The sequence below is a fragment of the Variovorax sp. GW821-FHT09B05 genome, from assembly GCF_059418265.1.
Genome location: NZ_JBWKPN010000005.1, coordinates 305202 through 319860 on the forward strand (window position 1 = coordinate 305202; position 14659 = coordinate 319860).

A 14659-nucleotide genomic window follows, 5' to 3' on the forward strand; every position below is an offset into this window, starting at 1 on the left:
CCGGCGCGGAAAGGGCCGGCAAGATAGTTAACCAAAGAGCCGCGATGTGTCGTTGAACAAGGCAATCGACATCATGACCAGGAGCAGGGCAACGCCACCGCGCTGAAGCCAGTCCATCCAGACGTCGGAGACGCTTTTACCGGTCAGGCCCTCCCAAAGATAATACATCAGGTGCCCCCCATCGAGGACCGGCAGCGGGAGCAGATTGAGCACGCCCAGGCTCACGCTGATGAGCGCGAGGAACACCAGGTACTGCGTGAGGCCGAGGCTGGCGGACTTGCCGGCGTAATCGGCAATGGTGATCGGGCCGCTGAGATTCTTGATCGAGGCCTGGCCGATGACCATCTTGGCCATCATGCGCACGGTCAGCGCCGACACCTCCCAGGTGCGGACCACGCCGCGCCAGACACCGTCGACCGGACCCTGCCGCACGGTCACCATGTCAGGCGGCGCGCCCACGTAGGCGCCGATGCGGCCGACCTTCAGGCCGCCCTCCTCGCGCACCTCGGGCGTGACCTCGATCGTCTGCGCGCGGCCCTCGCGCTCGATCTGCCAGGGCAGCGCGAGCGCCTTGCCGTCCTTGACCGAGGCGCGGATCGCCTCGCGCAGCTGCTGGCCGTCGACGATGGCGGTGTCGCCGATCGCGCGCACCAGGTCGCCGCGACGCAGGCCCGAACGCTCGCCGGCGCCGCCGGCCATCACCTCGCCGATCTCGGGACGGGTCATGGGCGCCAGCACGCCGATCTTGCGGAACATCTGGGCATCGGCATCCTTGACCTCGATGCGGCTCAGCGGCAGCACGAGCGTGCGGGCCGGCTGGCCGCCCTGCCCCGCCACCTCGAGCGTGAGGTCGTGGCCGTCGAGCGCGCCACGGGTCATGCGCCAGCGCAGGTCCTCGAAGGACTGGACCTCTGTCAGCTCGTCGCCCTCGAAGCCGGCGCGGGCGATGTGCTCGCCGCCGCGCAGCCCGGCCTGCTCGGCCAGCGAAGCCGCCACCGGCCGCGCCAGCGTCGCCACCGGCTCCTGCACGCCGATCCAGTTCACGACCGTGTAGAGCGCCACCGCCATCAGCAGGTTGGCGATCGGACCGGCCGCGACGATGGCCGCGCGCGAGCGCAGCGGCTGGGTGTTGAAGGCACGATGGCGCTCTTCGGGCGCCACCGGGGCCTCGCGCTCGTCGAGCATCTGCACGTAGCCGCCGAAGGGAAACAGGCCGATGGCGAACTCGGTGTCCTGGCCCGGATGCTGGCGCCGCGGCTTCCAGGCGTAGACCGGTTTGCTGACGCGCCACAGGATGCGGCCGAGCAGCGAGGGGCTGTCGGGGCTGCCGAATGGCAGCGTGGCCACGCCGAAGCGCTTGACCTTAACGCCGCAGGCGACCGCGACCCGGTAGTGGCCGTACTCGTGGACGGTGATCAGCAGGCCGAGCGCGACGATGAATGCAACGAGGGTGAGCATCCGGAACCTTGCTTCTTGGAATCGGTGGCGCGCGAGGCGTCAGGCGGACAGACGCAGCGCCGCGGCATTCGCGGCAGCGCGGGCGCTGGCGTCGAGGGCCAGCAGATCGGCCAGCGACGCCGGCTTGGAGGGCGCGACCGCCTCCAAAGTTTCCATGTTGACCGCATGAATGCGATCGAAGCGCAGCCGGCGCGCCAGGAAGGCCTCGACCGCGACCTCGTTGGCGGCATTCAGCACGGCCGTGGTGCCGGGCACCGCGCGCAGCGCCTGCCAGGCCAGGTCCAGGCCCGGGAAGAGCGCCGCGTCGGGCGCGTGGAAGCTCAGATCGGCCAATTGGCGGAAGTCCAGCCGCGCAGCCCCGCTCTCGATGCGCTCGGGCCAGGCCAGGCCGACGGCGATCGGCACCCGCATGTCGGGCGTGCCGAGCTGGGCGAGGACCGATGCGTCGGTGAACTGCACCATCGAATGGACCACGCTCTGCGGATGGATCACCACCTCGATCTGCTCGGGCGCCACGCCGAACAGGTGCCGCGCCTCGATCACCTCGAGGGCCTTGTTCATCATGGTGGCCGAGTCGACCGAGATCTTGCGCCCCATGACCCAGTTGGGATGGGCGCAGGCCTGCTCGGGCGTGACGGAACCGAGGGTCTCGGGCGCACGGGTGCGGAACGGGCCGCCCGAGGCCGTGAGGATGATCTTGTCGATGCGCCGCGCCCAGGTGGACGGGTCCTCGGGCAGCGACTGGAAGATGGCCGAATGCTCGCTGTCGATCGGCAGCAGCGTCGCCCCGCCCTCGCGCACCGTGCGCATGAACAGGTCGCCGCCGACCACCAGTGCCTCCTTGTTGGCGAGCAGCAGGCGCTTGCCGGCGCGCGCGGCCGCCAGACAGGGCCCCAGGCCCGCGGCGCCGACGATGGCGGCCATCACGGCATCGACCTCGTCATGCGACGCTATCTCTTCGATAGCACCGGCGCCGGACAGCACCCGGGTGGGCAGGTTGTTCTGCTGGAGCTTCTCGGCCAGCACGGTCGCATGGGCCTCGCTCGCCATCACCGCGAAGCGCGGCGAGAACCGCGCGCACTGCGCGAGCATCTCGTCGACCTTGGTGGCGGCCGAGAGCGCGAAGACCTCGAAGCGCTCGGGATGGCGCGCGATCACGTCGAGCGTGCTGACGCCGACCGAACCGGTCGAGCCGAGCACCGTCACGCGTTGTCGGGGGGAAGTGTTCACAGAAAAGCCAGCATCATTGCAATGGGGAGCGTGGGCAAGAGGGCATCCACCCGATCGAGCACCCCGCCGTGGCCGGGCAGCAGCCGGCTGCTGTCCTTGGCGCCCGCGCTGCGCTTGATCAGCGACTCGACCAGGTCACCGACCACGCTCATCGCCGCCAGGAAGACCACGCCGAGCAGCAGCAGCCACCAGCCGCGCGCCGCCAGCCGGCTGTAGAGGCTGGCCACCGTGGCCTGCGCCGAGGCATCGGCCCAGACCCAGGCCAGCGCCAGCACCACCACGCCCGCCATGCCGCCCCAGACGCCTTCCCAGCTCTTGCCGGGACTGATCGCGGGCGCGAGCTTGCGCCGCGTGAACTTGAGGCCGAAGGCGCGGCCGGCGAAATAGGCGAAGACGTCGGCGACCCAGACCAGCACCAGGATCGAGAGCAGGAAGTTGATGCCGATCAGGCGCGCCTGCACCGCGGCCAGCCAGGCCACCCACAGCGCCAGCAAGCCGCCCACGAGACGGATGCCGCGCGGCACCTTGGGCCAGCCCGGCACCGCCGCGCGCAGCAGCGCCGCGCCGCCGAGCACCCAGGCCGCGCTGGCGAGCGTCCACAGCAGCAGCAGCGGCCGCTCGAGCAGCCCGAGCCACCAAGAGAGCGCGCACAGCACCACCATCTCGAGGCCGAGGAACACCGACACCCGCTGGCCATAGCCGTTGAGGCGCCCCCACTCCCAGGCCGCGGCGCCGATCAAAACCAGCATCACGCAGCCGAAGGGAACGTAGGAAGGATAGAAAAGCGCCGGCAGAAGGATCGCCAGCAGGACGATCGCCGTGAGGATGCGTTGCTTGAGCATGCAGCGGGGTCGTCCGGGGAGAGAGGTTCAGGCCGTCTGGCGCGATCGGGCGTTGGTCGTGACCTGTGCCGATGTCTTGCCGAAGCGGCGCTCGCGGTTCTGGAATGCGGCGATGCCCTCGTCGAGCGCCGCCTCGTCGAACTCGGGCCAGAGCTTGTCGCTGAAGAACAGCTCGGCGTAGGCGCTCTGCCAGAGCAGGAAGTTCGACAGCCGCTGTTCGCCGCCGGTGCGGATGAACAGGTCGGGATCGGGCACGTGGGCGAGCGCCATCGCGCGGTCGAGGTTGAGCTCGGTCAGCGGTTCGCCGCGCTCGGCCAGCTTGGCGGCGGCCTGGGCGATGTCCCAGCGGCCACCGTAGTTGAAGCACACGTTGAGCACCAGGCGATCGTTCATCGCCGTGGCGTTCTCGGCGTCGATCAGGCCCTTCACCATCTTCGGCGACAGGCCGCCGCGCTCGCCGACGAAACGTAGCTGCACGCCGTCGCGGCCGAGCTTGGGCACTTCGCGCGCCAGCGCGCCGACCATCAGGTCCATGAGGCCCGAGACCTCCTCGGGCGGGCGGTTCCAGTTCTCCGAGGAGAAGGCGAACACGGTCAGCACCCGCACGCCGCGGTCGACGCAGGCCTTGACGCAGCGGCGCAGCGACTCCACGCCCTGCTTGTGCCCTGCCACGCGGGGCAGGAAGCGCCGCGTGGCCCAGCGGCCATTGCCATCCATGACGATGGCGATGTGGTGGGGAATGGTCTGCGGCTTGGAGGCGGCCATGAGCAGCCTCAAACGGCCATGATCTCCGCTTCCTTGGCCGCGATCAGGCGATCGATTTCCGCGATGTGGCGGTCGGTCACCTTCTGGATCTCGGCTTCGGCACGCTTCTGGTCGTCTTCCGAAGCCAGCTTGTCCTTGACCAGCTTCTTGACCGATTCGTTGGCGTCGCGGCGCAGGTTGCGCGTCGCGACCTTGGCGCTCTCGCCTTCGTTGCGCACCAGCTTGGTCATTTCGCGGCGGCGCTCTTCGCTCATGGCCGGCAGCGGCACGCGGATCAGCTCGCCCATCGAGGCCGGGTTGAGACCCAGGTCGCTTTCGCGGATGGCCTTCTCGATCTTGGCGCCCATGCCCTTTTCCCAGGGCTGCACGCTCAGCGTGCGCGAGTCGAGCACCGACACGTTGGCCACCTGGCTCAGCGGCACCTGCGAGCCGTAGTACTCGACATGGATCGAGTCGAGCAGCGCGGCATTGGCGCGGCCGGTGCGGATCTTGGTGAGGTTGTTCTGGAAGGCAGCGATCGACTGGTTCATCTTCGCGTCGGTCGTGCTGCGGATATCGGCAATGGTCATTCTCAAATACTCCTAGGCATGCACCAGCGTGCCCTCGTCCTCGCCCATGACGACGCGCTTGAGCGCGCCGTTCTTGAAGATCGAGAACACCTTGATCGGCAGCTTCTGGTCGCGGCACAGCGCGAAGGCTGCCGCGTCCATGATGCCGAGATTCTGCGCGATGGCCTGATCGAAGGTCAGGCTGGCGTAGCGCGTTGCATCGGGATGGGTCTTCGGGTCGGCGCTGTAGACGCCGTCGACCTTGGTCGCCTTGAGCACCAGCTCGGCGCCGATCTCGGCGCCGCGCAGCGCGGCGGCGGTGTCGGTGGTGAAGAAGGGATTGCCGGTGCCCGCGGCGAACACCACGACCTTGCCTTCCTCGAGGTACTGCAGCGCCTTGGGCCGCACGTAGGGCTCGACCACCTGCTCGATGGCGATGGCGGACATCACGCGCGCCACCAGCCCCTGCTTGTTCATGGCATCGGCCAGCGCCAGCGAGTTCATCACCGTGGCCAGCATGCCCATGTAGTCGGCCGTGGCGCGGTCCATGCCGACCGAGCCGCCCGCGACGCCGCGGAAGATGTTGCCGCCGCCGATCACGACCGCCACCTCGACGCCCATGTTCACGACCTCGGCCACTTCCGCGACCATGCGCACGATGGTGGCGCGGTTGATGCCGAAGGCGTCGTCACCCATCAGTGCCTCTCCCGACAGCTTCAACAAGATTCGCTTGTGGGCTGGGCGGGGATCAGACATGGGCAATTTCCTTTAAGAGTGAGCGGGGGCGAGTGTAGGGCTTGGCGGTGAAAAGGCGACAGCATGCACCTGCACGCTGTCGCCTTCTGGCGGAGAACGGTCTCAGGCAGCGGCCTTGGCGGCTGCGACCTGGGCCGCGACTTCGGCGGCGAAGTCGTCGACCTTCTTCTCGATGCCCTCGCCGACCACGTACAGGGTGAAGCCCTTGACGGTGGTGTTGACGGCCTTGAGCATCTGTTCGACGGTCTGCTTGTCGTTCTTCACGAACGGCTGGTTGTGCAGCGAAACTTCCTTGAGGAACTTCTGCACGCCGCCCTCGATGCGCTTGGCAACGATGTCGGCGGGTTGCGGCTTCTTGCCTTCGGCTTCGGCGGTCTTGCGGTCTTCTTCCGCCTTGCCCGCGGCCACGGCGCGCTCCTTCTCGATCAGCTCGGCCGGCACGTCCGACGCGGCAACCGACACCGGCTTCATGGCGGCGATGTGCATCGCGACGTCCTTGGCGGCGGCATCGTCACCCTCGAACTCGACCACCACGCCGATGCGCGTGCCGTGCAGGTACGAAGCCAGCTTGCCATTGCCGGCGAAGCGCTTGAAGCGGCGGAAGCTCATGTTCTCGCCGATCTTGCCGACCAGGCCCTTGCGCACGTCCTCGAGCGTGGGGCCGAAGCCGTCCTGCTCGTAGGCCAGCGCGCCCAGCGCGGCGATGTCGGCCGGGTTGTTCTGCGCGACCAGCTTGGCGGCGGCATTGGCCAGCGCCAGGAAGCTGTCGTTCTTGGTGACGAAGTCGGTTTCGCAGTTGATCTCGATCATCGCGCCGGCGGCGTCGTCGACATAGGCAGCCACCACGCCTTCGGCGGTGATGCGGCTCGATGCCTTGCCGGCCTTGTTGCCGAGCTTGATGCGCAGCAGCTCTTCGGCCTTTTCCATGTTGCCGTCGGCCTCTGTCAGAGCCTTCTTGCACTCCATCATCGGCGCGTCGGTCTTGGCGCGCAGTTCGCCGACCATGCTTGCGGTGATTGCAACCATTGTTTCTCTCCGTATTCAGAAAATCAGATTAAAAAAAAGGGGCAACGAAGCCCCTTCTTCAGGCGCGGGGACGCGCAGCTCAGGCCGAAGCGCTTTCTTCGACTTCGACGAATTCGTCGCTACCTTCGGCGATGGCCTTGACCACGTCGCTGGTCGCGCTGTTGCGGCCTTCGATGATCGCGTCGGCGATGCCACGGGCGTACAGCGTGACGGCCTTCGACGAGTCGTCGTTGCCGGGGATCACGTAGTCGATGCCTTCGGGCGAGTGGTTGGAGTCCACCACGCCGATCAGCGGAATGCCGAGCTTCTTGGCTTCGGCCACGGCGATCTTGTGGAAGCCCACGTCGATCACGAAGATGGCGTCGGGCAGCGCAGCCATGTCCTGGATGCCGCCAATGTCCTTCTCGAGCTTCTCGATTTCACGGGTGAAGGTGAGCTGCTCTTTCTTGCTCAGGCTGTCGAGGCCGGCTTCCTGCTGGGCCTTCATGTCCTTCAGACGCTTGATCGAGGTCTTGACGGTCTTGAAGTTGGTCAGCATGCCGCCGAGCCAGCGGGTGTCGACGAAGGGCACGCCGGCGCGGCGGGCTTCGGCGGCGACGATTTCGCGCGCCTGGCGCTTCGTGCCGACCATCAGGATCGTGCCGCGATTGGCCGTCAGCTGCTTGGCGTACTTGGCCGCATCCTGGAACATCGGAAGCGACTTTTCCAGGTTGATGATGTGGATCTTGTTGCGATGACCGAAGATGAACGGGGCCATCTTGGGGTTCCAGAAGCGGGTTTGGTGGCCGAAATGGACACCGGCTTCCAGCATTTCGCGCATGGTGACGGACATTGAAGTTACTCCGAAGGTTGGGTCTAAAATCCAGCCCGTTTTTGCACTCCGCTGGACACTGCATGCCGGCTTGACCGGCCACGCTGCATCAGCGAGGTCGCAACACCTTGATTGGGCTGGTTTGCGAATGTGTTTCGTCGGCGTGGCGCTCCGTCTTGACAGATGAAGTACCTCGTGAGCGAAACCCAAAGAGTATAGCACGCACCTCGGACACCCCTGCCCCGCACGCCTTGCCAGATCCCGAAGCCCCACCTTCCAGCCACCCGTCCGACGCCGTTCGACGGATGCGCGCCCCCGATGCCCCGCCGTGTACCCGGGGAACGCCCCGGGGCGCCAATGCTCTGGCATGCTGCGCTGCACGACGAGACGGCATGGCTGCTGCAAAAACAATAGCTAGGCACCTTCGTCAGATGGGCGTCAGCACTCTTTTTTATCCTGAATCTCAATGAAAATCGCGATCGTGGGCGCCGGCATCATCGGTGTCACCACCGCCTGGGAGCTGGCGTCCGACGGCCATGAAGTGACCGTTTTCGAACGCCGGGGCGCCGCCGCCGAGGAGGCCAGCTTCGCCAACGCCGGCGTGGTGGCGCCCGGCTACGTCACGCCCTGGGCGGCGCCCGGCATGCGCCTGAAGGTGCTGCGCTCGCTGCTGTCCTCGCACGGCGCCATCAAGCTGCGCTGGCCGCTGTCCTCGCGCGACCTCGGCTGGATGTCGCGCTGGCAGAAGGCCTGCAAGCTCGAAACCTACCTCGCGAACCGCGCGCGCATGCAGCGCCTGGCCTTCTACAGCCGCACCCGGCTGCACGAGGTCAGCGAGGCCCGCGAACTCAGCTACGAGCGCAGCGATGGCTACCTGGTGCTGCTGCGCTCCAAGCGCGAGCGCAAGCTGGTCCAGCCCGGCCTCGAGGTGCTGCGCAGCGCGGGCAGCGTGTTCCGCGAGGTCGATGCCGACGAGGCCCGGCTGATCGAGCCCGCCCTCAACCCCGACACGCCACTGGCGGGTGCGATCCACCTGCCCGAGGACGAGGTCGCCAACTGCCGTCAGTTCGCGCTGCTGCTCAAGTGGGAGGCCGAGTCGCTCGGCGCGCAGTTCCACTTCAACTGCGACATCGCGCCGCTGAGCCGCGCCGCGCCCACCTCGCTGTCGCTGGCCAGCGGTTCCGATGCGCTGCACTTCGATGCGGTAGTGGTCTGCGCCGGACTCGGCTCGGCCTCGCTGCTGCGCCCGCTCGGCCTGCGGATTCCGATGGCGCCGGTCTACGGCCATTCGGTGAGCGCGCCGGTGCGCGAGCCGCTCAACGCACCGCGCAGCGCGATCATGGACGAACGCTACAAGGTCGCGATCTCGCGCCTCGGCCAGCGCGTGCGCGTGGCCGGCAGCGCCGAGATCGGCGGCTCGGCCGACACCTTGAGCCAGCCCGCGATCCTCACGCTCTACAAGGTGCTGCAGGACTGGTTCCCGGGCGCGGCGACCCTGCAGTCGGGCGTGCAGCAGTGGAAAGGCGCGCGGCCGATGCTGCCCGACGGGCCGCCGGTGCTCGGCGCGAGCGGCATTCCGGGCGTGTGGCTCAACTTGGGCCATGGCTCCAGCGGCTGGGCGCTGTCGTGTGGCAGCGCGCGCGTGGTGGCCGATCTGATCGCCGGGCAGGACCCGGGCGTGGACCTCGAAGGCCTGGGCGTCGAACGGCTCGGGTCCTGAGACTCAGGCCTCGTCCTTCGGGCCCCACTGCCGCGGGTGAGTAGCCAGCCGCTCGACCGGCAGCGGCGGCGGCTCCGGCGACCGCAGACGCCGGGCCAGCCAGGACAGCAATGCGGGCGCGACCAGCACGCAGACGGCCAGGCACAGCAGGTCCGCCGCCATCAGCAGCCAGCGCCACGCACTCGTGGCGCCGTCGATCATGGGATCGAGCCAGCGGATCAGCCCGAAGCCCCAGCCCACGCTCGCGGCCCAAGCCAGGTCGCGTAGCGGCACCCATCGCAGCGATTCGGCCAGCAGGAACACGGCCCAGACGATGGCCAGCCACCCCAGCGCCCAAGCCAGGCCTTCGCTCAACACCATGCTGGTGACAACGAAGGCCACGAACCACGCAAGCAGCAGCGCGATCAGCCAGCCGAGGAGCCCCAGACGTTTCATCGCGCGATCATAGGCAGGGGCAGAATCGCCCGATGCATCGCATCACCTCCGCCACCGCAGCCGACCTGTTCGACCTTGCTGCCACGCGCCGCATCGAACAGGCCGCCGCGACCGCCCTGCCCGCCCACGCGCTGATGCAGCGCGCCGGACTGGCCGTGGCACGGCTCGCAATGGCGATCGCGCCACACGCCCGCACGGTCTGGGTGGCCTGCGGTCCGGGCAACAACGGCGGCGACGGCTTCGAGGCGGCCGCGCAGCTGCGGCAGCGTAGGTTCGAGGTCGTCGTCAGCTTCGCGGGCGACGAGGCCCGCCTGCCGGCCGACGCGAAAGCCTCGCTGCAGCGGGCTCGCGCTGCGGGCGTGACCTTCGCCCCGGAGCCGCCCGCGCGCTACGAACTCGCGATCGACGCGCTGCTCGGCATCGGCGCCACCCGCCCGCCGCAAGGCGCGATGGCCGAGTGGCTGCGCCGCATGCATGGCGAGGCGCATCCCGTGCTCGCGGTGGACGTGCCATCGGGCCTGAATGCGGACACCGGCACGCTTTCGCACGGCGACGATTTCCTGGCGCAAAGCGCGGCATCGCGGCGCATCTGCCTGAGCCTGCTGACCCTGAAGCCCGGTCTCTTCACGGCCCAGGGCCGCGACGCGGCCGGCGAGATCTGGTTCGACGACCTCGGCTGCGGCGCGACAAGCGAACCGCCCGTGGCGCGACTGCCGGGCGCCCCATCGCTCGCCCCGCGCACCCACGCCTCCCACAAGGGCAGCTACGGCGACGTGGCCGTGATCGGCGGCACATCGGGCATGGCCGGCGCGGCATTGCTGGCCGGCTCCGCCGCGCTGCACGCGGGCGCGGGCCGCACCTTCGTCGGCTTGCTCGATCCGGGCGCGGCGCCGGTCGACCTCGCGCAACCCGAACTGATGCTGCGCGACGCCCGTTCCCTCGATCTCTCGGCGATGGCCGTGGTCTGCGGCTGTGGCGGCGGCACCGCGGTGCGCGAGCTGCTGCCGCGCGTGCTGTCGACCGCCCGCGGGCTGGTGCTCGATGCCGATGCGCTCAACGCGATCGCGAGCGACGACGGTCTGCAGACTCAGTTGAAGGCGCGCACGAAACGTGGTCGGCCCACGGTGCTGACGCCGCATCCGCTCGAGGCGGCGCGCCTGCTCGGCGGCACGGCCGGCGAGGTACAGGCCGACCGCCTGGCGGCCGCGCGCCGGCTGGCGGCGCAGACGGGCGCCGTCGTGGTGCTCAAGGGGTCGGGAACGATCGTCGCCGACGACGCGGGCACGGTGCCCGTCCTCAATCCGACCGGCAATGCCCGCCTCGCGAGCGCCGGCACCGGCGATGTGCTCGCCGGCATGGTCGGCGCGGGCCTGGCGGCGGGCCGCGGCGCCTTCGACGCCGCCCGGGAAGCGGCCTGGCATCACGGCCACCTGGCCGACACCTGGCCGGCCGACGCGCCGCCGCTGACGGCCGGCGCGCTCGCGCGCCAGTCCTCCCGCTGACGGGCTGCTAGCCGCGGCCGACGAAGGGCATCTTCGTCGCCATCACCGTGTGGAACAGCACATTGGCCTCGAGCGGCAGGTTCGCCATGTAGAGCACCGACTGGCCGACGATCTTCACGTCGATCAGCGGCTCCACCGCGAGCTCGCCATTGGCCTGCGGCACGCCCTTGGCCATGCGCGCGGCCAGTTCCGTCATGGCATTGCCGACGTCGATCTGGCCCACGGCGATGTCGTGCTTGCGCCCGTCGAGCGACGCCGTCTTGGTCAGGCCTTCGACCGCATGCTTGGTCGCCGTGTAGGCGGCCGAGTTCGGCCGTGGCGCGGTGGCCGAGATCGAGCCGTTGTTGATGATGCGGCCGCCCTTCGGCGTCTGCGCCTTCATCGTGCGGAAGGCCTGCTGGATGCAGAAGAACATCCCGTTGAGGTTGATGTCGACCACGCCGCGCCATTGCTCGGGCGTCCAGTCCTCGAAGGGACCCGGCGGATTGCCGACGCCCGCGTTGTTGAACAACAGGTCGACGCGGCCGAAGCGCTCGACGGTGGCACCGAACAGCGCCTGCACCGACTCGGCGCTGGCCACATCGGTGGGCACCGCGAAGGCGCGCGCACCGGCGCCCGATTCCTCGGCCACCTGCTCGAGCGGCTCGAGGCGGCGGCCCGCCAGGGCCACGCTCCAGCCGTCGCCCAAAAGGGCCAGCGCCGCGGCGCGGCCGATGCCGGTGCCGGCCCCCGTGACGATCGCGATGCCCTTGTTCTTGTCTGTACTCATGCCCGTTGTCTCCTTCTCGGCGTGTTCATGGATTCGAATGGAATGGTTGTCGATGAAAGGGGCACTCAGCCGCGGCGCGTCTTGCGCCCCTTCATCTTGTTGGCGGCCTTCTTGACCGCCGACTTGAAAGCCTGCATCGCGGACTGCGGGCCGCCCGCGGCCGGTTCCCGTCCGGCAGCGCGCGTGCCGCCACTCGGCGCCTCGGCCTTCTGGCGCGAACTGCGCTTGGCCGAGGCCTTGACCGGCACGCCGCCGGACGCGGCACCCTTATCCTTCATGGCGCGCGCGGTGAGCTCCTCGCCCTCTCGCACCAGGCGGAAATCGATCTTGCGGCCGTCGAGGTCGACGCGGCTGACCTGCACCCGCACCCGCGTGCCGATGGCATAGCGGATGCCGGTGCGCTCGCCGCGCAGCTCCTGGCGCATCTCGTCGAACTTGAAGTATTCGCCGCCGAGCTCGGTGATGTGCACCAGGCCCTCGACGTACATCGCATCGAGCGTGACGAAGATGCCGAAGGTGGTGGCCGCGGTGACCACGCCGCCGTATTCCTCGCCGAGGTGCTCGCGCATGTACTTGCACTTGAGCCAGGCCTCGACGTCGCGGCTGGCCTCGTCGGCGCGGCGCTCGTTGGCGCTGCAATGCAGCCCGGCGGCCTCCCAGGCCTGCACTTCCTTGGTCGGTGCGACCGTGGCCTTCTGCGGCTTGGTGGTCGGCGCCTTCACGCGCGAGGCCAGCCGCTTGGCGAGCTTGGCGTGCGCCTCGCCCGGCGTCGGCAGCATCGGCAGCTGGTAGCGCGTCTTGCCGAGGATGGCCTTGATCACGCGGTGCACCAGCAGGTCGGGATAGCGGCGGATCGGGCTCGTGAAGTGCGTGTAGGCCTCGTAGGCCAGGCCGAAGTGGCCGCTGTTGATCGGCGTGTAGATCGCCTGCTGCATCGAGCGCAGCAGCATGGTGTGGATCTGCTGCGCGTCGGGGCGCTCCTTGGTCGCCTCGGCGATGGCCTGGAATTCGCCGGGCGCCGGATCGTCGGTGATGCTCAGCCCCACGCCCATCGCCTTCAGGTAGCCGCGCAGGATTTCCTTCTTCTCGGGCGTCGGGCCCTCGTGCACGCGGTACAGGCCCGGGTGCTTGCCCTCGGCGATGAAGTCGGCGCTGCAGACGTTGGCCGCGAGCATCGCTTCCTCGATCAGGCGGTGCGCCTCGTTGCGGGTGCGCGGCACGATCTTCTCGATGCGGCCGGCGTCGTCGCAGATGATCTGCGTTTCGGTGGTCTCGAAGTCGACCGCGCCGCGCTTGCCACGCTGCTTGAGCAGCGCCTTGTAGACGTCGGCGAGGTTCAGCAGGTCCTTGACGCGCTCCTTGCGCTTGGCCGCCTCGGGGCCACGCGTGTTGCCGAGGATGGCCGCCACCTCGGTGTACGTGAAGCGCGCGTGGCTGAACATCACGGCCGGATAGAACTGGTAGGCGTAGATCTCGCCATCGGCAGCGACCAGCATGTCGCAGACCATGCACAGGCGCTCGACCTCGGGGTTCAGCGAGCACAGGCCGTTCGAGAGCTTCTCGGGCAGCATCGGAATCACGCGGCGCGGGAAGTACACGCTGGTGGCGCGGTCGTAGGCATCGATGTCGATCGCCGAGCCGGTGCGCACATAGGCGCTGACGTCCGCAATCGCAACCAGGAGGCGCCAGCCCTTGCCACGGCCGACCTTCGCGGGTTCGCAGTACACGGCGTCGTCGAAGTCGCGCGCGTCCTCGCCGTCGATCGTGACCAGCGGCACGTCGGTGAGGTCGACGCGGCCCTTCTTGTCGGCCGGACGCACCTTCTCGGGCAACGCCTTGGCCTCGGCCAGGCACGCTTCGGAGAACTCGTGCGGCACGCCGTACTTGCGCACCGCGATCTCGATCTCCATGCCGGGGTCGTCGATCTCGCCGAGCACTTCCTTCACTCGTCCCACGGGTTGGCCGAAGAGCGCGGGCGGCTCGGTGAGCTGCACCACGACCACCTGCCCCACCTTGGCGGGACCGGTCGCGCCCTTGGGAATCAGCACGTCCTGGCCGTAGCGCTTGTCCTCCGGTGCCACGAGCCAGATGCCGCCCTCGTGAAGCAGGCGGCCGATGATCGGCTGCTCGGGGCGCTCGATGATCTCGACCACGCGCCCTTCGGGGCGACCGCGGCGGTCGAGCCGCACCACGCGCGCCTTGACGCGGTCCTTGTGCAGGACCGCGCGCATCTCGTTGGGGGGCAGATAGATGTCGGCTTCGCCGTCGTCGCGTTGCACGAAGCCATGTCCGTCGCGATGGCCCTGAACCGAGCCTTCGAATTCATCCAGCAAGCCGCTGGAAGTGACATTATTTTTGATATGATCTCCTTCTTTCCTGAAATTCAAAGCGTACCTGCTTCGGCAAGTATGCGGGCCCAGATGGCGGAATTGGTAGACGCACTAGTTTCAGGTACTAGCGAGTAACATCGTGGAGGTTCGAGTCCTCTTCTGGGCACCAAGTTTAAATAGACTCTCATCGAGTCCTTCGATTCAAGCCACCGGTCTCCGGTGGCTTTTTTCTTCCCCGCTCCGATCATGGTCGTCATCGACATCGTCCGATGGCGCGCGGTCAGTCCGCGCACCCGAGCCTGTGTCGTGAACGCATCATCGTGCGCACAAAATTGCGAGGCCGCGAGAAAATCGTTTTTGATTTGATATACTCGTAGGCTTTCCTGAAATGCCCAGATGGCGGAATTGGTAGACGCACTAGTTTCAGGTACTAGCGAGTAACATCGTGGAGGTTCGAGTCCTCTTCT

General features: G+C 68.2%; 13 protein-coding genes and 1 tRNA gene. 3 read left to right on the forward strand and 11 right to left on the reverse strand.

All coding sequences use genetic code 11. The annotated features are described in order from the left end of the window. Positions 1-27: 27 nt before the first annotated feature. The 8 genes from rseP to rpsB all read right to left on the reverse strand — a co-directional run bounded on the left by rseP (position 28) and on the right by rpsB (position 7457). Positions 28-1458, reverse strand: a complete 1431-nt coding sequence (gene rseP / locus AC07RM_RS15675; protein ID WP_495335124.1) for an RIP metalloprotease RseP — start codon at positions 1456-1458, stop codon at positions 28-30. A 39-nt stretch (positions 1459-1497) separates the two neighbouring features. Next, the gene (gene ispC, locus AC07RM_RS15680; RefSeq protein ID WP_495335125.1) at positions 1498-2688 is read right to left on the reverse strand and encodes a 1-deoxy-D-xylulose-5-phosphate reductoisomerase; all 1191 of its coding nucleotides are present in this window, start codon (positions 2686-2688) and stop codon (positions 1498-1500) included. Next, a complete protein-coding gene (locus AC07RM_RS15685; protein ID WP_209541419.1) occupies positions 2685-3530 on the reverse strand; it encodes a phosphatidate cytidylyltransferase in 846 nt (281 codons plus the stop codon). The genes ispC and AC07RM_RS15685 overlap by 4 nt, the downstream gene beginning before the upstream one ends. A 27-nt stretch (positions 3531-3557) precedes the next feature. After that, the gene (gene uppS / locus AC07RM_RS15690) at positions 3558-4295 is read right to left on the reverse strand and encodes a polyprenyl diphosphate synthase (RefSeq protein ID WP_490878528.1); all 738 of its coding nucleotides are present in this window, start codon (positions 4293-4295) and stop codon (positions 3558-3560) included. 8 nt (positions 4296-4303) lie between these two features. Next, a complete protein-coding gene (gene frr / locus AC07RM_RS15695; protein WP_093342271.1) occupies positions 4304-4864 on the reverse strand; it encodes a ribosome recycling factor in 561 nt (186 codons plus the stop codon). Positions 4865-4876: 12 nt separating this feature from the next. Then, entirely contained in the window at positions 4877-5599 is a 723-nt protein-coding gene (pyrH, locus tag AC07RM_RS15700; RefSeq protein ID WP_057591659.1) for a UMP kinase, read from the reverse strand. Positions 5600-5701: 102 nt separating this feature from the next. Further along, positions 5702-6625 (reverse strand): translation elongation factor Ts, encoded by a 924-nt coding sequence (gene tsf, locus AC07RM_RS15705; protein WP_093342272.1) that lies wholly within the window; start codon positions 6623-6625, stop codon positions 5702-5704. Positions 6626-6704: 79 nt separating this feature from the next. Further along, complete coding sequence (gene rpsB / locus AC07RM_RS15710) at positions 6705-7457, reverse strand: 30S ribosomal protein S2 (RefSeq protein WP_093342273.1); 753 nt, start codon at positions 7455-7457, stop codon at positions 6705-6707. Positions 7458-7902: 445 nt separating this feature from the next. Here rpsB and AC07RM_RS15715 point away from each other — a divergent pair, with 445 nt between their 5' ends. Beyond that, the gene (locus tag AC07RM_RS15715; protein ID WP_093342274.1) at positions 7903-9156 is read left to right on the forward strand and encodes a D-amino acid dehydrogenase; all 1254 of its coding nucleotides are present in this window, start codon (positions 7903-7905) and stop codon (positions 9154-9156) included. 3 nt (positions 9157-9159) lie between these two features. Here AC07RM_RS15715 and AC07RM_RS15720 read toward each other — a convergent pair whose 3' ends face one another. Continuing rightward, positions 9160-9591 (reverse strand): hypothetical protein, encoded by a 432-nt coding sequence (locus AC07RM_RS15720; RefSeq protein ID WP_495335126.1) that lies wholly within the window; start codon positions 9589-9591, stop codon positions 9160-9162. Positions 9592-9623: 32 nt separating this feature from the next. Between AC07RM_RS15720 and AC07RM_RS15725 the strand changes: the two genes are divergently transcribed. Further along, positions 9624-11093, forward strand: coding sequence for an NAD(P)H-hydrate dehydratase (locus AC07RM_RS15725; protein WP_495335127.1), 1470 nt, complete (start codon positions 9624-9626; stop codon positions 11091-11093). Between the two features lie 7 nt (positions 11094-11100). Here the strand turns inward: AC07RM_RS15725 and AC07RM_RS15730 are convergent, their stop codons facing one another. Then, positions 11101-11862, reverse strand: a complete 762-nt coding sequence (locus tag AC07RM_RS15730; protein WP_495335128.1) for an SDR family oxidoreductase — start codon at positions 11860-11862, stop codon at positions 11101-11103. 65 nt (positions 11863-11927) lie between these two features. Then, a complete protein-coding gene (rnr, locus tag AC07RM_RS15735) occupies positions 11928-14195 on the reverse strand; it encodes a ribonuclease R (RefSeq protein ID WP_371268787.1) in 2268 nt (755 codons plus the stop codon). An 81-nt stretch (positions 14196-14276) separates the two neighbouring features. On the opposite strand from rnr, the gene AC07RM_RS15740 reads away from it, so the two are divergent. Then, positions 14277-14361 (forward strand) — tRNA-Leu (locus tag AC07RM_RS15740). The last annotated feature ends 298 nt before the right edge of the window (positions 14362-14659 follow it).